We start from the raw sequence: 17,356 nt of genomic DNA, 5'->3' as shown, positions 1-17,356 counted from the left end.
GGCAGGCATCAGGCACGTCTCAGATGCCCTGCCAGGCCGGCTTATTGGCGAACGTGTACCGGTAGTAGTCGGCGAGCGCGAGACGCGACGCAGCCGCTTCGTCGACGACGATCGTCGCGTGCGGGTGCAGTTGGATCGCCGATCCGGGCAGGATCGCCGACAGCGGGCCCTCGACTGCACCGGCCACAGCCTCTGCCTTGCCCTCGCCGAAGGCGAGCAGCACGAGGTGGCGCGCCTCCAGGATGGTGCCGAGCCCCTGCGTGATGCAGTGCATCGGGACGTCGTCGATCGACTCGAAGAAGCGGGCGTTGTCCTCGCGCGTCTGCTCCGTGAGGGTCTTCACACGCGTACGCGATGCGAAGGAGGAGCCGGGCTCGTTGAACCCGATGTGCCCGTCGGTGCCGATCCCGAGGATCTGCAGGTCGACTCCACCGGCAGCCGCGATGGCCGCGTCGTAGTCCTCACCCGCATGCTGGATGGTGGCCTCCGCGCCGTTCGGCACGTGGATGCGCGCGGGGTCGAGACCGAGCGGCTCGACGACCTCGCGGGTGATGACCGAGCGGTAGCTCTCCGGGTGCGCCGGGTCGATGCCGACGTACTCGTCGAGGGCGAAACCACGCACCTGTGAGACGTCGCGGCCTGCGAGCTGCGTGCGCAGCGCCTGGTAGACCGGCAACGGGGTCGACCCCGTTGCGAGGCCGAGGACCGCGTCGGGACGACGCGCGATCAGCTCCACGATCTCGGTGGCGACCAAAGCGCCTGCGGCCTCGGCATTCTCGACGATGACGACCTCAGCCATGCGGGACGATCTCCTTCTCGGTGGTGGAGGCGCCGACGAGTGCGGCGCCGAATGCGGCAGCGGGGGAACCCGCGGGAAGCAGTTCGATTCTCTCATCCAGGCGGAGCGACCGCATGAACGGCGAGGCCTCCGCGCCGGCATGCAGGGCCGCGCGGAGTCCGTTCTCGAGTCGGTCGCCGAGAGCGGTCAGCCCTCCCCCGATGACCACCCTCTCCACGTCGGCGGAGAGCACGAGAACACGCACTGCGGCGGCGGCCCCGTGATAGAGGTCGTCACGGAGGGAGACAGCATGCGGATCCCCGGCGTCCGCCGCATCGAAGATGTCCCTGATGGGCAGAGTGCCGGGTCGGCCCCAGGCCTTGGCCAACGCCCCTCCGCCGCAGAACGTCTCGACGCACCCGTACTGCCCGCAGCCGCACAGGCGCCCTCGCGGATCGACGGAGAGATGACCGACCTCCCCCGCGGTTCCGCGTGCGCCGCGCCAGATCCGTCCGTCGATCACGATCCCGGCAGCGACGCCGGTCCCGAGATTCAGGTAGGCCATGGAACCGGCGACTCCGCTCAGCACCGCAGCGCCGAGGGCCGCGGCCTTCACGTCGTTCTCCACGCGGAACGGGACTCCGAGAGCGAGTTCGGCCCTGACGGCGAGGTCCAGGGACTCCACGCCGAGGTTGACCGCGTGGTCGACACGGCCGGTCTCGGCGTCTACGAGGCCGGGGATGCCGATCCCGACGGAGCCGACGTCGACAAGGGGGAACCCGTTCTCCTCCGCGAGTGCCTTCACGGCCGTGACGATGCTCTCGACGACCGCGTCATCGCCCCAACCCGTCGGTCGGCGCAGGCGTCCGCGGATGGCCCCGGAGGGGTCCACGGCCACCGCGTCGATCTTCGTGCCGCCGACGTCCAGGCCCACTCGAATCGGCCGACCGGCGCGGTCGGCAGTGCTCGCACCCGTCATCGGATGCTGCTCCCGGCCGTGCCGTCCACGGTGCAGATGACGTTCACGACACTCCCAGCTGTCCCGAGAGCACCATGACCGCAGCGCCGCGCAGGACGATGTCCTCCTGGTGCGTCAACCGCACGACGACGTCTTCGAACACGCCCTCGAGGGTGCGCGCGCGCAACGTCGCGATTGCGGCCTCGATCAAGATGCCGTCGAGCAGCTCCGCCGGACCGGAGATCACCACCTCGGAGAGGTCGAGGGCAGCGACGATCGGAGCGGTCGCGATCGCCATCCGCGTCCCGGCATCGCGGAGGATCTCATCGCGTGCCTCGGGATCAGCGGCGATCGCCGCCTCGAGCCGACTCACGCTGAGCCACGCCTCGAGACAGCCGTCCTTCCCGCACGCGCAGCGAGGGCCCCCGTCGGTACCGACGACGACGTGACCGATCTCTCCCGCGGCGAAGCGGCTGCCCAGCAGAGGCTGGCTGCCGGTGATGAGGCCGGCGCCGACACCCTTGCCGATCTTGATCAGCATGAAGTCGGCCTTCGCCTCGCCGAACGTGTACTCGGCGAGCACCGCCGCGTTGGCGTCGTTGCGGGCGAGGACCGGAAGGTCGAGATCGACGCCGAGCTTCGCCTCCAGCGGGAAGTTCGTCCAGCCGAGGTTGGGAGAGCTCAGGACGAGCCCGTCGGGACGCACGACACCCGGGGTGCCGATGCCGACGCCCAGCAGCGGCTGAGTCGAGGCCTCGACCAGCGTCTGTGCGAGTTCCCGCAGCGCCGCGTATGCCGCCTCCCCGTCGGGGGATTTCGGACGCGGCACCTCGCGCCGCTCCAGCACGTCTCCGTCGAGGCTCAGCACCGCCCCGGTGAAGGCGTCGGGGCCGGAGAGATCGAGGCCGACGATCTGATGGCCGAAGCGATCGATGTCGATGAGGATGGGCGGCTTGCCCGGCCCCACCGCTTCACGGACGCCCATCTCGATGACGATCCCATCGGCGATGAACTCGGCGACCAGGTCGGAGATGGTGACACGGGTGAGGCCCGTCTCCCGGGAGAGGTCGGCGCGACTCATCGCCCCCGCGTGGTACAGCGTCTGCAGCACCAGTGCACGGTTGTGACCGCGCGCATGCTCTGGCAGCACCTTTGATCGCGAGCGCAGGTGGCGCCCCGGGCCGAAGGCGTGCGCATTCGCACCGGCGTACTCTGACGGCGATGCGGAACGCTGTTCATCCGAAACGGACATGTTTGTTAGTAGACCTTACGAACAAAATTTGCGCAACCTCTGCCCGCGGACGCGCTGGCAGGGTTACCGAAACGTTACATTACTTTCGATCGTCGACGACGACCGTGCGCGAGCGCCCGATGAGGCGCTCGACCAGGCCTGCGACGATCTGCTCCCGCGCCTCGATCGTGAGCGGCTTGCCCGGCACGCCGGGACGGCGCTGCTCGGGCTCCGGCCCGTCAAGGGGACGATACCGCACCCCCGCTGCGGCGAGCCGGCGCAGGTGCATCGGCAGACGCCGCTCGAAGTCGGCGTAGGGTCCCGGCTCCCCGCCGTCCCACAGACGCTCCGCGATCGCGGCGAGTCGAGGGAACATCGCGAAGTCGACGCGGTCCCTGGTGGGCAGGTGCTCGCTCCACACGTTCGCCTGCCCGCCCACAGCGCCGTCTTCGACACGCAGGGAGTACGCGCGCTCGATCGTGAGAGGCGGGCCCACTCTGATCGGCTCCTCCTCCGACTCCGACTGCGGGTAGTCGAGGTAGACCTCGAGGTCGGGGCACGCGACGACCTCGATGCCGAGCCGCAGCGCCTCACGCATCGCGGCGGGACCCCGCCACGCGAGGATGCGCACGCCCTCGGGCACGTCGCCTTCGAGGACCTCGTCCCAGGCCAGTGCCGTGCGGCCTCGTCCGCGGACATGCGCGACGAACTGCTCCGTGAACCACGGCTGCACGTCGTGTGCAGACTCGAGTCCGAGTTGTCGCATGCGCTCGGCCGCCGCGGCGCTCTGCTCCCACTCGGTCACCGGCACCTCGTCACCGCCGATGCCTATCCACTCCGAGTCGAACGCATCGCAGAGAGCATCGATCGCGGCGAACCCGAAGGCCAGGGCCTCGTCCGTCGGGGCGAGGGTGCGCGGATTGACCCCGAAGCGCTCCCATGCAGACAGCACAGGCTCTCCGACGTCGACGTTGCCGAGCTCCGGATACGCGGCGAGACCCGCTTGGATGTGTCCGGGCAGCTCGACCTCCGGCACGAGCGTCACGAAACGTTCTCGCGCATAGGCGACGAGCTCTCGCAGCTCCGCTGTCGTGTAGAAGCCCTCGTGCACTCCCGGCTCCACGGTGGACAAGGGGCCGTGTCCGAGCTGGGTGGCTTCCCGTCGCGCGCCCACTTCCGTGAGCCGGGGGAAGCCGGGCACCTCGAAGCGCCACCCCTGATCGTCTGTGAGATGAAGGTGCAGCACGTTCAGGTGATGATCGGCGAGGAGATCGACCAGACGACGGACCTCGTCGACGGTCCGGAAGTGCCTGGCGACGTCGAGCATCGTCCCTCGCCAGCTGTACGCGGGCGCTCCCTCCCACACTCCGGCGGGGATGTGGGCCGATGCGGCGTCCGGATCCCGCAGCTGCCGCAGAGTGGTGGCACCGCGGAACACGCCGGCGGGGCTCGCTCCTCTGATCTCGACTCCGGCTGCACTCACGCTCACCCGGAAGGCCTCGTCACCGACACGTCCTCGCGCCGCGGCCTCAGCGCCGAGGTTCTCGTCGACCATCAGTCGGATCGGCGGGAGTTCGGCGTCGCCCGCGCCGGCGAGACCGCCCAGCCGGGCGGCAGCGGCGACGAGCTCAGGGGCCGAGAGGATCGGCGTGCGCTCCGTCCACGCGAATCCGGGGGCGACCGGATCGATGCGGGCACCCATGTGCGGCACGGTGGCGCGATGCGGCGGGGGCGGCATCCGCAGTGCGCGTCCGGGGGTCCGCCCCGTCGCCTCGCCCTCCGACACCACCGGCACTCCCCCGACAAGTACCTCGATGATCCCGCGCGGCGGTGCGAAGGGGGAGTCGAACGTGGCCCCCGCCTCGACCGTCTCCGGGTCGAAGAGCACGAGGTCGGCGGTCGCTCCCCGCCGGACGACGCCCCGAGGTGCGTCACCCCGGTCGAGTCCCAGCCGATGCGCCGGCGTCCCCGACAGGTGTCGGACGGCCTCCTCCCAGGTGAGGATGCCGAGCTCGCGCACGTAGTGTCCGAGGTACCGCGGGAACGTACCCCGCCCACGCGGATGAGGCCGCGCCCCGATCAGGATCCCATCACTGCCTCCCGTGTGCTGCGAGTGACGCATGATCGTCCGGACGTTCTCCTCGTCTCCGATGTGCATGAGGATTCCGGTGGCGGCGGCGTCCTCCACGATCGTGTCGAGCACCACATCGACGGCACGGCGACCGGTCGTGGTCGCGATCTCGGCGATCGTGCGGCCGATCAGACCCGAGAGGGCGGGGTTCACGGTGCCGGAGACCTGGATCTGCGTCCAATCGGCCCTCTCGCCGTGGAATCCGTCGCAGCCGACGTCTTCCAGTTCCACGCGGACGGCCTCCCTGCCCGCTTCGTCGAGCTCGGAGACGGCAGCGAGCAGGTCGCCGGATTCCGCCAGCCTGCTCGGCAGCAGAGCGGAGAGCGTCGTGGCGCCGGGCAGATACGGGTACGTGTCGAGCGTCACGTCGACACCGTCCTCGATCGCCTCGTCGATCAAGGCCAGGAGCTCATCGGCGCGGCCGCGGTTCGGGGCGAAGTTCATCGTCGCGTGTGTGAGATGCACGGGGCACCCGGTGCGACGACCGATGTCGAGCGCCTCCCGGTAGGCCTCCAGCGCCGCTCCCCCGTAGCTCCGGGTGTGCGGCGCCCAGTAGCCTCCTCGCTCGGCGACGATGCGGCACAGCGCTTCGAGCTCCGCCGTGTCCGCGTACATCCCCGGCGTGTAGGTGAGGCCGCTCGACATCCCGAAGGCTCCCGCGTCCAGCGCGCGACCCAGGATCTCCCCCATCGCGGTGAGCTCCGCAGCGGTCGCTCGACGGTTCTCGTGGCCGACGACCATCATCCGCAGATTCCCCTGGGGGACGAGGACGGCGGCGTTCGCGACCGCTGCGGCGTCGATCGCCGCGAGCAGGTCGCCCATCGTCCGCCACGGCACGTCGGACGGAGTTCCGTTCCACCCGGCGATCTGCGCGGGGATGATCGCCGCCGCCGCATCGTCGAGGGGCGCATAGCCCAGGCCGTCCTGACCGAGCACCTCGGTCGTCACACCCTGGCGGATCTTGGCGTCGTGCGCCGCGCCGCTCAGCACTGCGAGCTCGCTGTGCGCGTGCATGTCGATGAATCCGGGCGCGAGGACGAGTCCCTCTGCCGCGACCTCCACGGCGCCCTCGGGAAGTTCGAGTTCGGGGAGCTCGAGTTCAGGATTCACCGCATCGGCCGGGAGGATGGCGACGACCCTCGCGCCCTCCACCGCGACGTCGGCCACGTACCGGGGCGCCCCCGTCCCGTCGATGACGGTGGCTCCGCGGTACACCCGCACCTGTCCGGCGGCGGCCTTCTCGGCACTCAGAAGCACGTCGCCACCGCCCCGATCACGCGCGGATCGGCGGCATCGGGGTCGTCGATCACGGCGACGACCCTCCACTTGTCGAAGGCGGTGCACGGGTGGGAGAGCCCGAGACGGACGACATCGCCCACCGCGACCGTGTCATCGCCCGTGAGGCTCAGGAACGCATGCTGATCGTTCAGCGCCGTGATCTCCCCCCGCACCCCCTGCGGGATCGGCAGATCCAGGTCGAAGGGCACATCGCGCCGTCCGGCGTCGAGGAGCGCAAGGCCGTCTTCGGGCTGCGACACCACCCGCGACCAGGCGTGCATCCCCGAGCGCAGAGGCGCGGTGCCGACGAGCGGTCCGAACGGAGACATGCGCGAGTAGAAGCCGTCGTCGTGGATCTGGAACGCCCCCGAACGCAGGACGACGTCCACCTCGTCCCCGGCGGCTGCGAGGACGGCGGCCGCCCGATCAGGGAAGGCGCTGCCTCCCGCGCTGAGAATCGGACGGAGACCGTGCGGGTACTCCAGTCGGGCGTGCAGATCCACGAGCGTCTGCAGGTACGCGTCGACGGCGGCGACCGAGGCATCGGAGCGATCGGGACCGAAGGGCCCCTCGTATCCCGCGACGCCGGCGAGGCGCAGCCCGGATGCGTCCGAGACGGCCTTCCCGATCCGCTCGCCCTCCTCCACGCTCCGTGCGCCCGTGCGGCCGTGCGCGCCGCCGAGTTCGACCAAGACATCGAGCGGACGCGCGGCATCGTGCATCCCCCGCGCGAGGATGGCCACTCCCTCGAGAGAGTCCGCCCAGCACAGCACGCGCAGGTCGGGGTCGGCTGCGAGCAGTGCCCCCAGGCGACGCACCGCAGTGAGATCGGTGACCGCGTTCGCGATCAGCACGGTCGAGACGCCCGCGTCGACGGCGACTTCGGCCTGCCAGGGCGTCGCCACGGAGATCCCCCATGTTCCCGCGTCGAGCAGTCGCTGCCAGAGGGCCGGAGCCATCGTGGTCTTGCCGTGTGGTGCGAGGAGCACCCGGCGCTCCCTCGCCCATGCGAAGACGGTCTCCTCGTTGTGCGCGAGGGCGCCCTCGTGCACCGTCAGCACCGGCGTCACCAGGTCGGAGAGATGCAGATCCGCATCCCCCACCTGCGAGAGGCGGAGTCCCGCTGCGTGCGCAGGAAAGCCCTTCGTCCAGGTGCCGAGAACGGGATCCGGAATTTGTAGAGGCATCTAACAATGCTACTAGGCTGGCGGCATGACCGCGAAGATCCGAGTTTCCACCGACGCCGCCCCCGCCCCCGCCCACACCTTCTCGCAGGGTATCCGCAAGGGCCCGTTCGTGCAGGTCTCCGGCCAGGGACCCGTCGACCCGAAGACCAACGAGTACCTGCACCCCGGGGACGTCGCTGCCCAGACCACCCGCACGCTCGAGAACGTGAAGGCGATCGTCGAGGCGTCCGGCGCGACGTTCGACGACGTCGTCATGCTGCGCGTCTACCTGACCAAGCGCGAGGACTTCCCCATCATGAACGACGCGTACGGCGCCTTCGTGACCGCTCACACGACCAACGGCGTCCTGCCGTCGCGCACCACGGTCTTCACCGGCCTGCCGCGCGAGGAGATGCTCGTCGAGATCGACGGCATCGCCATCATCGACTGACGTCTGCGTTGCGGGGAGGCACGTTATCACGGACCGTTGCCTCCCCGTTACCTCCCATCCCGTACCATTGGACGTCAGGACACGTTTGAGAGCCGGGGGGTGAAGTTCGTGACCGATCTGATTTCTGCGCCGGGCGCAGCAGCCGAGGCGCGTGGAGACGACTCCGCGCCCACTGCAGTGCTCGCGCCGACGGACGCTCCCACGGAGACCGTCCCGCCGACCACCGGTGACCAGCCGCTCGCCTGGGCTCCGATCGAACCGTCCCCCAAGAAACGTCGCCTCGGCCTCTGGATCGGCCTCGGGCTGGGAGTCGTCGCGCTCGGCGCCGGAGCCGCGTCGATGATCCTGATCGCACCGGGAACCACGGTCGCCGGGATCCCGGTCGGTTGGATGACCCCTGGTGCCGCCGCCGACGCCATCGACGCCCGCCTCGCTCAGACCGAGATCACGCTCACCGGCGCGGGAGACGGCACCGTCCTCACCGGCGCCGACCTCGGTGCGGACGTCGACGCCACCGCTCTCGCCGACAAGGCTTTCGCGGAGCACCCGCTGTGGAACCTCGGCGCCTGGATGGGCGACCCCGTCCCCGCGGAGATCGCCTTCGACACCGCGAAGGCGGACGCTGCGCTGCGCGGCTCCGTGCCGACCAGCTTCGACGACCCGGTGGATGCCGGTGTCGTCTTCGATGCCGCCAGCGGCACCTTCGTGATCACACCGGCAGAGGCCGGAACAGGGATCGACCTCGCCGACCTCAACGCCGCCTTCACGGCAGCCGTCGGAGAGGGTCGCAGCGCGCTCGAGTATTCGGGAGACGCCGCGGAAGCCGCGCCGGCCGTCTCCGATGACGACGCCACCGCCACCGCCACCGCTCTCAACACGATGCTTCCCACCGTCGGCTTCTACGTCGGCGAGGAGCGGACCGTCCCGGTCGATCCCGCCGTCGCCGCCTCCTGGCTCACGGTCGTCGATGACGACGGACAGCTGAGCATCAAGGCCGACCCCCAGGCGATCCAGGCCACCGTGGACAGTCTCCCCTCCGTCGTCGACCGCGCGCCGGTCAACGCGACCAACATCGTCGACTCCGCCGGCACCGTGCTCCGTGCGGAGCAGGAGGGTGCCACCGGTCGAGCGCTGGGAGACACGTCAGGCATCGCGGACCAGTTCGCCGAGCAGCTGGCAGCCGGAAACGGAGCCTTCGCGCTCTCGGTCACCGAGACGCCCTTCGAGACGGTGAACCTGTTCCGCCGCATCGACATCAACCTCAGTTCGCAGCGGGCCGTCCTCTACGAGAACGGCGCTGTCGTGAACTCGTGGGCCGTGTCCACCGGGCTGCCAGGGACTCTGACGCCCACCGGCAACTTCAAGGTGTTCGCGCACACGCGTATCCAGGACATGGGCTGCTACGAGGGCGCCCCGTACTGCACGAAGGACGTGCCCTGGATCACCTGGTTCGCTCCGAACATCGGCTTCCACGGCACGTACTGGCACAACAACTTCGGCCAGCGCATGAGCCACGGTTGCGTCAACCTGCCGATCGACCTCGCCAAGTACGTCTACGACTGGTCCCCCAAGGGGCTCGAGGTCTCCGTCCACTACTGACGAAGCGCTCCGCGCTCGCTCGGGCAGACGGGCCGAACACGAAGAAGGGGGCGGATGCCGAAGCATCCGCCCCCTTCCCTCGTCTCAGCGCAGGGCGTCGACGATCGTGTTCAGCGTCGTGGACGGGCGCATGACGGCCTCGACCAGCTTCTCGTCCGGACGGTAGTACCCGCCGATCTCCGCGGGCTGTCCCTGCACGGCGTTGAGCTCGGAGACGATGGCCTCCTCGTTCGCGGCGAGCTTCTCGGCGATCGGCGCGAAGGCCGCAGCGAGCTCGGGATCCTTCGTCTGCGCTGCCAGCTCCTTCGCCCAGTACAGGCCGAGGTAGAAGTGGCTGCCGCGGTTGTCGATCGTGCCGAGCGCACGGCCGGGCGAGCGGTCCTCCTCGAGGAAGGTTCCGGTCGCGGCGTCCAGCGTCTCCGCAAGCACACGGGCCTTGTCGTTGCCCGTGCGGTCGGCGAAGTGCTCGAGCGAAGCCGCCAGCGCGAAGAACTCACCCAGCGAGTCCCAGCGCAGGTAGTTCTGCTCGACCAGCTGCTGCACGTGCTTGGGAGCGGAACCACCGGCACCCGTCTCGAACAGCCCACCACCGGCGAGCAGCGGCACGATCGAGAGCATCTTGGCGCTCGTGCCGACCTCGAGGATCGGGAACAGGTCGGTCAGGTAGTCACGCAGCACGTTGCCGGTCACCGAGATGGTGTCGAGCCCGTGACGCATGCGGGCGAGCGTGTACCGCGTGGCCTCTTCCGGCGCGAGGATCGTGATCGTCACGCCCTTGGTGTCGAGCGTGGCGAGGCCCTGGTGCACCTTCGCGATGATCTGGGCGTCGTGCGAGCGGTTCGCGTCCAGCCAGAACACGGCGGGGTCGCCGGTCGCGCGTGCACGCGTCACGGCGAGCTTGACCCAGTCCATGACGGGGATGTGCTTGGTCTGCGTCGCGCGCCAGATGTCGCCCTTGCCGACCTCGTGCTCGATGAGCACGGTGCCCTCGCTGTCGAGCACCTGGACGATGCCGTCCGCCGCGATCTCGAAGGTCTTGTCGTGGCTGCCGTATTCCTCGGCCGCCTGCGCCATGAGACCCACGTTCGGGACGGTACCGATCGTGGCGGGGTCGAGCGGGCCGTTCGCGATCACATCGTCGATGACGGCCTGGTAGACGCTCGCGTAGGACGAGTCCGGGATGACCGCGATCGTGTCGGCCTCCTCGCCGTCCTTGCCCCAGAGCTTCCCACCGTTGCGGACGAGGGCGGGCATCGACGCGTCGACGATGACATCGCTGGGCACGTGGAGGTTGGTGATCCCCTTGTCGGAGTTCACGTACGACAGGCGCGGCCCCTCGGCGATGGCCTTGTCGAACGCCGCAGCGATCTCCTCGCCACCGGCGACATTCGACAGCCCCGCAAGGATCGAGCCGAGGCCGTCGTTCGCGCTGAGTCCGGCTTCGGCGAGCTGCGTGCCGTACTGGTCGAAGACGTCCTTGAAGAACGCCTTCACGACGTGACCGAAGATGATCGGGTCGCTGACCTTCATCATCGTGGCCTTGAGGTGCACGGAGTAGAGCACGTCGTCGGCCTTGGCCGCCTCGAGCGTCTCCGCGAGGAACGCGTCCAGCTCCTTCGCGGAGAGGAACGTGGCGTCGATGATCTCACGCGGGAGGACCTTGAGGCCCTCCTTGAGGATCGTGACGGTGCCGTCCTGCGCCGTGTGACGGAACGAGAGGACGTCGTCGTGGGCCGCGACCCACGAGCGCTCGTTGTGCTTGAAGTCGTCGTGGCCCAAGGTCGCGACGCGGGTTTTCGAGCCGTCCGCGAAAGGCTTGTTGCGGTGCGGGTGCTTCTTGGCGTAGTTCTTCACCGCGAGCGGTGCGCGACGGTCGCTGTTGCCCTCGCGCAGCACGGGGTTCACTGCGGAGCCCTTGATGCGGTCGTAGCGGGCGCGGACGTCCTTCTCCTCCAGGGAGGTCGGCTCGTCCGGGAAGTCGGGGATGTCGAAGCCCTGCTTCTGCAGCTCGGCGATCGCACCCTTCAGCTGCGGGATGGACGCCGAGATGTTCGGCAGCTTGATGATGTTGGCCTCGGGGAGGGTGGCGAGGCCACCGAGCTCGGCGAGAGCGTCACCCACCTGCTGCTCGGGAGTGAGCTTCTGCGGGAAGGCGGCGAGGATGCGTCCGGCCAGCGAGATGTCGCGCGTCTCGACCTCGATGCCGGCCTGGCCGGTGTATGCCTGGATGATCGGGAGGAACGAGGCGGTGGCGAGCGCCGGTGCCTCGTCTGTGTACGTGTAGATGATGGCGTCGTCGGTCACCGGGAGGTACTCCGTTCGCGGGGAAATTTGTCTCGATACCAAGATACCTGAGCCGGTCTGGCCCTGTGGTCCGCGCCTGCGACCGCCGACCACCCCATGTCGACGAACGGCCACAGAGAGGCGAAATCTTCGTCGGAAACGTGTCCCGCCTCTCCGGAGGGGTTAGCCTGGGTCCATGTCCGAACTGCGCATGGTCGAACTCTCCGCTGCGACGATCGTCGCCGTGAACAACCTGTCGCTCAAGCCCGGACAGGAGCAGTTCCTCGCTCCGGTCTCGTACGGGATCGCCGCGACCGTCATCAACCCGCAGACCTCCTGGCAGCGGGTGATCCTGGACGGCAACGAGGTCGTCGGCTTCGTCAGCGCCAACTTCGACGACGAGGCCCCGGAGGAGCACTTCCGCTCCGTGCTGTGGCGCATCAACGTCGACGCGGACGACCAGGGTCGCGGCGTCGGCCGCTTCGCCGTCGAGGCGCTCATCGACGAGGCGCGTGAACGCGGAGTCGACCACGTCAACGTGATCTACGAAGCCGGCGAGGACGGCCCGGAGGCCTTCTTCCGTCGCGTCGGCTTCACCCCCGTCGGGGAGACGGCCTACGGCGAGGTCATCGCCGAGATCCGGGTCACATCCTAGACCGGGCGGCGGGGTCTCGAATCCCCTCCCCCATCGAGACCTCGTCGCCCTTCACTCCCCTTCGGGGGAGCGCTCTCACAGCCCTGGCGGGTTCTCAGGAACGGTCGTCGGGGGTGCCCCCGGGTTTCCGCCGGCTCGTCCACGATGAGAGAGCGGCCGCGGCCGCTCCGGCAGCGCGATCGATGGCCTCGGCGGAACGGTTCAGCATGTCTTGAGCGGCGTCCTGCCACGCCGGCGCCTCCCCCGCGTGCACCTTCGCGGCGTGTTCGGCGGCTTCGAACGCCCGCTCGAGCTCGGCGACAGCGTCACGATAGGCGGCGAACTCAGCCGGGGTGATGCGTCCGGAGGCCGCGCGGCGCATCTCCGTCGCGTGTCCGGCGGCACGGAAGTATGCGGCCGTCTCCGCGGACTTCACGTCGGTCATCGCCGGATAGGAGATCTGCAGAGCGGGGTCGGTCTCGTAACGCATCCAGCGTGCCGTCACCGCGTCATGCGCGGCGTGGAGTCGCTCGATCGGGCGCGGCTCCGCCGCGGAAGGCACGGCGGCGCGAGCCGCGTTCAGCCGCACCTGGCGCGCGCGCACATCGGCCGACGCGGCCTTCGCATCGCGCTCCCGCTCCTTCAGCATCCGCCGAGCCCCTGCCACCTGTTCGGGCGTCGCTCGCTGGGCCGCCCGCTCCGCCGTGACGCGAGCCAGGTCGGCGCGCGCGATCTTCCACGCGGTGCGCCGCTCGGCGGCGACCAGCTGTGCCTCTCTCAGATCGTGGCGGGCGGCATCGACCGCGAGCCTGCGTCCGCTCACCGTGCTGTTGCGACGTCGCATTCCCATCACACCCACCGTTCCCGCGGCGACTGCCGTCGGCGCGATCCACCACCACTCGGCGACGAGCAGCAGGGGGTCCATACCTCGATGCTACCCAGACGCAGACGACTTCCGGTCGCGATATGACAGCTCAACTGCGCCAGACGGCTGTCATATCGCGACCGGAAGAGGCAGATCAGACGAGGGTCTCCTGCCAGGCCGCATGCAGCTGCGCGAACTTGCCGGTACCGCCGATCAGGGCAGCGGGAGTGTCGTCCTCGATGATGCGGCCGTGCTCCATCACCAGCACCCTGTCGGCGATCGCGACCGTCGACAGGCGGTGCGCGATGATGATCGCCGTGCGGTCCTTGAGCAGGGTCTGCAACGCATCCTGGATCAAGCGCTCGGATGGGATGTCCAGCGAAGCCGTCGCCTCGTCGAGGATCAGCACCGCGGGGTCGGCGAGGAAAGCCCGGGCGAACGAGATGAGCTGACGCTGCCCCGCCGACACCCGACCACCGCGCTTGTTCACATCGGTGCCGTATCCGTCGGGCAGCGACGAGATGAACCCGTCGGCGCCCACGGCCCGTGCCGCGGCCTTGATCTCGTCGAGCGTCGCATCCGGCTTGCCGAGCGCGATGTTGTCGGCGACGGTGCCGCTGAACAGGTAGGCCTCCTGCGTGACCATGACGATCGCGCGGCGAAGGTCCTTCGGGTGCAGCGACCGCAGATCGACGCCGTCGAGCGTGACCCGCCCTTGGGAGGGGTCATAGAAGCGCGAGATGAGCTTGGCGAGCGTCGACTTCCCGGCGCCGGTCGTTCCGACGAGGGCGATCGTCTGCCCCGCCGGGATGTCGAGGGAGAAGTTCGGGAGGATCGTCTTCTCTCCGTTGTATCCGAAGGTCACCTCGTCGAACTCGACATGCCCACGGGACTCCCACAGGTCGACGGGGTTCTCGGGGTCGGGAACCGTCGGCACCTCCTCGAGCACGCCCGAGACCTTCTCCAGCGCGGCCGTGGCCGACTGATAGGAGTTCAGGAACATCGCGATCTCCTGCATCGGCGCGAAGAAGTTGCGGACGTAGAGCACTGCCGACAGCAGCACACCCACGGTCAGCGCACCCTCGGAGACGCGGATGCCTCCCCACAGCACGACGATGCCGAGCACGAGGGCCGCGACGCCCATCAGGCCGGGCTCGAACGTGCCGAACAGCAGCATCGAGCGACGGTTGACGTCGCGGTAGTCGCCAGCGATCTCCTGGAACGCCTTGTCGTTGCGCGGCTCCTTGCGGAACGCCTTGACGGCGCGGATGCCGGTCATCGTCTCGACGAACTGCACGATCACCTTCGCACTGATCACGCGCGACTCGCGGTAGACGAGCTGCGAGCGCGAGTAGAACCAGCGCATCAGGTAGAACAGCGGCACTCCGCCGATCGCCAGGATCAGGCCCGACTGCCAGTCCCAGAAGCACAGCGCGATGAAGGTGAACAGCCCGAAGAGCACGCCGGAGACGAGTTCGTTCAGGCCACCGTCGAGCAGCTCCTTGATCGAGTCGAGGTCGCTGGTCTGACGGGAGATGATGCGCCCCGACGTGTACGACTCGTGGAACTCCAGGCTCAGGCGCTGGGTGTGCAGGAAGATGCGCTTGCGCAGGTCCAGCAGCACCGCCTGCGTGAGCTTGGCCGCGATGATCACGTACCAGGCGATCAGCACCGCAGCGAGGGCACCGGCCAGCAGGTAGATGCCTCCGATCATGAACGTCGGCATCCAGTCGGCACGCTCGATCACCGCAGGCAGCGCTCGGTCGAGGCCCAGGCTGATGAGGATGGGGCCGGCGACCTGGAGCGCGGTCGACACGACCAGCACCGCGGCGGCGAGCACGATCCTCGGCTTCAAGGGGCTGACCAGGGATCCGAGCAGTCGGAGGGATCGACGACGGATCTCCCTGCTCTCCTCGCGGGTGTACTCGGAACGATCCTCGTTCCTGGTTCCGGTGATGGCGGAGCTCATCGCTGCACCTCCTTCTCGGTGATGGGGTCTTCGTCGGCGGCCTGGATCCCGAGGCCCGCACGGACCTCTTCATCGATCTCGGACTGCTCATCGCGGATCACCGGGATCGTCCCGGTGCGCGCCGCCTCCTCCGCCTCGAGGCTGGAGATGACATGACGGTAGTGCCGACTGGTCTTCAGCAGCTCGGAGTGCGTGCCCACCGCCGTCACGCGACCGGCCTCGAGCAGGGCGACGCGATCGGCGAGCGCGACGGTCGAAGGGCGGTGCGCCACGATCAGGGCGGTGGTGTCGGCGAGCACGTGCCGCAGCGCCTCCTCCACGAGGGCCTCGGTGTCGACGTCGAGCGCCGACAGCGGGTCGTCGAGCACGAGCACCTTCGGATTCGCCGCCACCGCACGGGCGAGGGCGAGCCGCTGGCGCTGACCGCCGGAGAGGCTGAGCCCCTCCTCGCCGATCACCGTCTCGACGCCGTCTGGCAGGGAATCCACGAACGAGGCCTGAGCGACGTCGAGAGCTTCGCGCAGCACACGCTCGCCCTCTTCGCCGTGCACGTCGAGCTCGGCACGACCGAGCAGCACGTTCTCCCGGACCGTCGCCGAGAACAGCGTCGCGTCTTCGAACGCCATGGCGATGTGCCGACGGAGCTCTGACAGCGGCAGGTCGCGCACGTCGACGCCGTCGAGGGTGACCCTGCCTCCCGTCACGTCGTACAGACGCGTGGGCAGCGTGGTGAGGGTGGTCTTGCCGCTGCCGGTGAGACCGACCAGCGCCATGGTCTCCCCTGGTCGCAGCACCAGGTCGATGCCGTCGAGCAGGTCGCGTTCGTGCGCGCCGGCGTCCTGATAGCGGAAGTGCGCGTTCTCGAACGTGAGCTCTCCGCGCGGGTTCTCGATGTGCACCGGGTGCTCGGGGTCGGTGATGGTGTTGGTCTCCGAGAAGATGTCGAACACGCGGTCGGTCGCCGTGCGCGCATCGAGCATGAACGAGAACAGGAAGCCGATCGACTCGATGGGCCAGCGCAGCACGACGGCCATCGCGAAGAAGGCGAACAGTTGCGCCTCGCCGATCTGCCCGACGGAGATCAGCCAGATGCCGGACATCAGGCTGAGGCCGAACGCGATCTGCGGCATGAGGTCGAGCCAGAACCAGATCGACGCGATCGCACCGGCCTTGCTCATCTCGGTCTCGCGCAGCGTCTCGGCCTGCCTGCTGAAGCGGCTCAGGGCGTGCTTGCCGCGCCCGAAGGCCTTCAGCACGCGGATGCCGTGCACGCTCTCCTCGACGCTGGTGGCGAGGTCGCCGGCCTGATCCTGGCTGCGACGGGTGAGCGCGCCGTAGCGCTTCTCGAAGAGGTAGCCGCGGATCCACAGCGGGATCGCCGTGACCAGGAAGATCGTGCCCAGCAGCCAGTGCCACCGGAACAGCAGCACGGAGCCGATGATGATCGTGAGGATGTTGACGACCAGTAGCACGAGGCCGAACGCGAGCCAGCGGCGGATGAGGCCGATGTCCTGCATCATGCGGCTGAGCAGCTGTCCTGAGCCCCACCGGTCGTGGAAGGACACCGGGAGGGTCTGCAGGCGCGAGTAGAGCTCCGTGCGCATCTTGTACTCGACCTGCGTGGCCGGGTTGAGCACGAACTGACGTCGCAGCCATACCATGAGGGCCTCGCCCAGGGCGAGCGCGAACACGGCGACAGCACCCCAGATGATGGCGCTGATCTCACCCGAACGGACGGGTCCGCTGATGATCTGCTCGAGGACGATCGGGATCATCAGGGCGATGACGGCGGCGATGAGCGCGCTGGCGGCACCGCCGGCGAGCCGCCAGATGACCGGCTTCACGAAGGGCTTCAGGCGCCACAGTGCGGCCGGAGTGGAAAGGGTCGATGAAGGCGAGGGATTCTGCGCGGAAGGCGAGGAGGACATGTCTCTCAGACGAGTTTCGTATGGACAGCGGTTGCGGAAGGGGACGGATGCGAGAGCGGACCCACAGGGTCCGGCATCCGACGGA

The 17,356-nt window shown here is 68.9% G+C and carries 12 protein-coding genes; 3 read left to right on the top strand and 9 right to left on the bottom strand.

Annotated elements, in window-relative coordinates; all coding sequences use genetic code 11:
- Positions 1-19: 19 nt before the first annotated feature.
- The 5 genes from nagB to ABRP18_RS05230 form a co-directional block, all read right to left on the bottom strand.
- Positions 20-799 (bottom strand): glucosamine-6-phosphate deaminase, encoded by a 780-nt coding sequence (nagB, locus tag ABRP18_RS05250; protein ID WP_046748834.1) that lies wholly within the window; start codon positions 797-799, stop codon positions 20-22.
- A complete protein-coding gene (locus tag ABRP18_RS05245) occupies positions 792-1,757 on the bottom strand; it encodes an ROK family protein (RefSeq protein ID WP_349885665.1) in 966 nt (321 codons plus the stop codon). Before ABRP18_RS05245 ends, nagB begins: the two co-directional genes overlap by 8 nt.
- A 43-nt stretch (positions 1,758-1,800) precedes the next feature.
- A complete protein-coding gene (locus tag ABRP18_RS05240) occupies positions 1,801-2,988 on the bottom strand; it encodes an ROK family transcriptional regulator (RefSeq protein ID WP_046748833.1) in 1,188 nt (395 codons plus the stop codon).
- Between the two features lie 79 nt (positions 2,989-3,067).
- Positions 3,068-6,355, bottom strand: coding sequence for a family 20 glycosylhydrolase (locus tag ABRP18_RS05235; RefSeq protein WP_349885664.1), 3,288 nt, complete (start codon positions 6,353-6,355; stop codon positions 3,068-3,070).
- A complete protein-coding gene (locus ABRP18_RS05230) occupies positions 6,346-7,563 on the bottom strand; it encodes an amino acid deaminase (RefSeq protein WP_349885663.1) in 1,218 nt (405 codons plus the stop codon). The genes ABRP18_RS05235 and ABRP18_RS05230 overlap by 10 nt, the downstream gene beginning before the upstream one ends.
- A 25-nt stretch (positions 7,564-7,588) precedes the next feature.
- Between ABRP18_RS05230 and ABRP18_RS05225 the strand changes: the two genes are divergently transcribed.
- Together ABRP18_RS05225 and ABRP18_RS05220 are read left to right on the top strand one after the other, a co-directional pair.
- Positions 7,589-7,993: a RidA family protein gene (locus tag ABRP18_RS05225; protein WP_046748830.1), complete on the top strand. Its 405-nt coding sequence runs from the start codon at positions 7,589-7,591 to the stop codon at positions 7,991-7,993.
- A 108-nt stretch (positions 7,994-8,101) separates the two neighbouring features.
- A complete protein-coding gene (locus ABRP18_RS05220; protein WP_349885662.1) occupies positions 8,102-9,592 on the top strand; it encodes a L,D-transpeptidase family protein in 1,491 nt (496 codons plus the stop codon).
- An 84-nt stretch (positions 9,593-9,676) separates the two neighbouring features.
- On the opposite strand, the gene ABRP18_RS05215 is transcribed toward ABRP18_RS05220, so the two are convergent.
- Positions 9,677-11,896: an NADP-dependent isocitrate dehydrogenase gene (locus tag ABRP18_RS05215; RefSeq protein WP_349885661.1), complete on the bottom strand. Its 2,220-nt coding sequence runs from the start codon at positions 11,894-11,896 to the stop codon at positions 9,677-9,679.
- Positions 11,897-12,071: 175 nt separating this feature from the next.
- On the opposite strand from ABRP18_RS05215, the gene ABRP18_RS05210 reads away from it, so the two are divergent.
- Positions 12,072-12,530: a GNAT family N-acetyltransferase gene (locus ABRP18_RS05210; RefSeq protein WP_058632674.1), complete on the top strand. Its 459-nt coding sequence runs from the start codon at positions 12,072-12,074 to the stop codon at positions 12,528-12,530.
- A 94-nt stretch (positions 12,531-12,624) separates the two neighbouring features.
- Here the strand turns inward: ABRP18_RS05210 and ABRP18_RS05205 are convergent, their stop codons facing one another.
- The 3 genes from ABRP18_RS05205 to ABRP18_RS05195 form a co-directional block, all read right to left on the bottom strand.
- On the bottom strand, positions 12,625-13,434 hold the full coding sequence (locus tag ABRP18_RS05205) for a hypothetical protein (RefSeq protein WP_349885660.1): 810 nt from the start codon (positions 13,432-13,434) through the stop codon (positions 12,625-12,627).
- Between the two features lie 94 nt (positions 13,435-13,528).
- The gene (locus tag ABRP18_RS05200; protein ID WP_046748826.1) at positions 13,529-15,343 is read right to left on the bottom strand and encodes an ABC transporter ATP-binding protein; all 1,815 of its coding nucleotides are present in this window, start codon (positions 15,341-15,343) and stop codon (positions 13,529-13,531) included.
- A complete protein-coding gene (locus tag ABRP18_RS05195; protein ID WP_061018546.1) occupies positions 15,340-17,271 on the bottom strand; it encodes an ABC transporter ATP-binding protein in 1,932 nt (643 codons plus the stop codon). The genes ABRP18_RS05200 and ABRP18_RS05195 overlap by 4 nt, the downstream gene beginning before the upstream one ends.
- Positions 17,272-17,356 lie beyond the last annotated feature (85 nt).

The organism is Microbacterium sp. WHRI 7836, from assembly GCF_040223885.2.
In the GTDB taxonomy this organism is placed as follows: Bacteria; Actinomycetota; Actinomycetes; order Actinomycetales; family Microbacteriaceae; genus Microbacterium; species Microbacterium oxydans.
The sequence above is the reverse complement of the archived record's forward strand: the minus strand, read 5'-3'. Positions and strand labels throughout refer to the sequence as shown.

Bases quoted from the DNA above. Each gene is read 5' to 3' on its own strand.
- nagB (WP_046748834.1), bottom strand. From the start codon at position 799: ATGGCTGAGGTCGTCATCGTCGAGAATGCCGAGGCCGCAGGCGCTTTG.
- ABRP18_RS05245 (WP_349885665.1), bottom strand. From the start codon at position 1,757: ATGACGGGTGCGAGCACTGCCGACCGCGCCGGTCGGCCGATTCGAGTG.
- ABRP18_RS05240 (WP_046748833.1), bottom strand. From the start codon at position 2,988: ATGTCCGTTTCGGATGAACAGCGTTCCGCATCGCCGTCAGAGTACGCC.
- ABRP18_RS05230 (WP_349885663.1), bottom strand. From the start codon at position 7,563: ATGCCTCTACAAATTCCGGATCCCGTTCTCGGCACCTGGACGAAGGGC.
- ABRP18_RS05225 (WP_046748830.1), top strand. From the start codon at position 7,589: ATGACCGCGAAGATCCGAGTTTCCACCGACGCCGCCCCCGCCCCCGCC.
- ABRP18_RS05210 (WP_058632674.1), top strand. From the start codon at position 12,072: ATGTCCGAACTGCGCATGGTCGAACTCTCCGCTGCGACGATCGTCGCC.
- ABRP18_RS05205 (WP_349885660.1), bottom strand. From the start codon at position 13,434: ATGGACCCCCTGCTGCTCGTCGCCGAGTGGTGGTGGATCGCGCCGACG.
- ABRP18_RS05200 (WP_046748826.1), bottom strand. From the start codon at position 15,343: ATGAGCTCCGCCATCACCGGAACCAGGAACGAGGATCGTTCCGAGTAC.
- ABRP18_RS05195 (WP_061018546.1), bottom strand. From the start codon at position 17,271: ATGTCCTCCTCGCCTTCCGCGCAGAATCCCTCGCCTTCATCGACCCTT.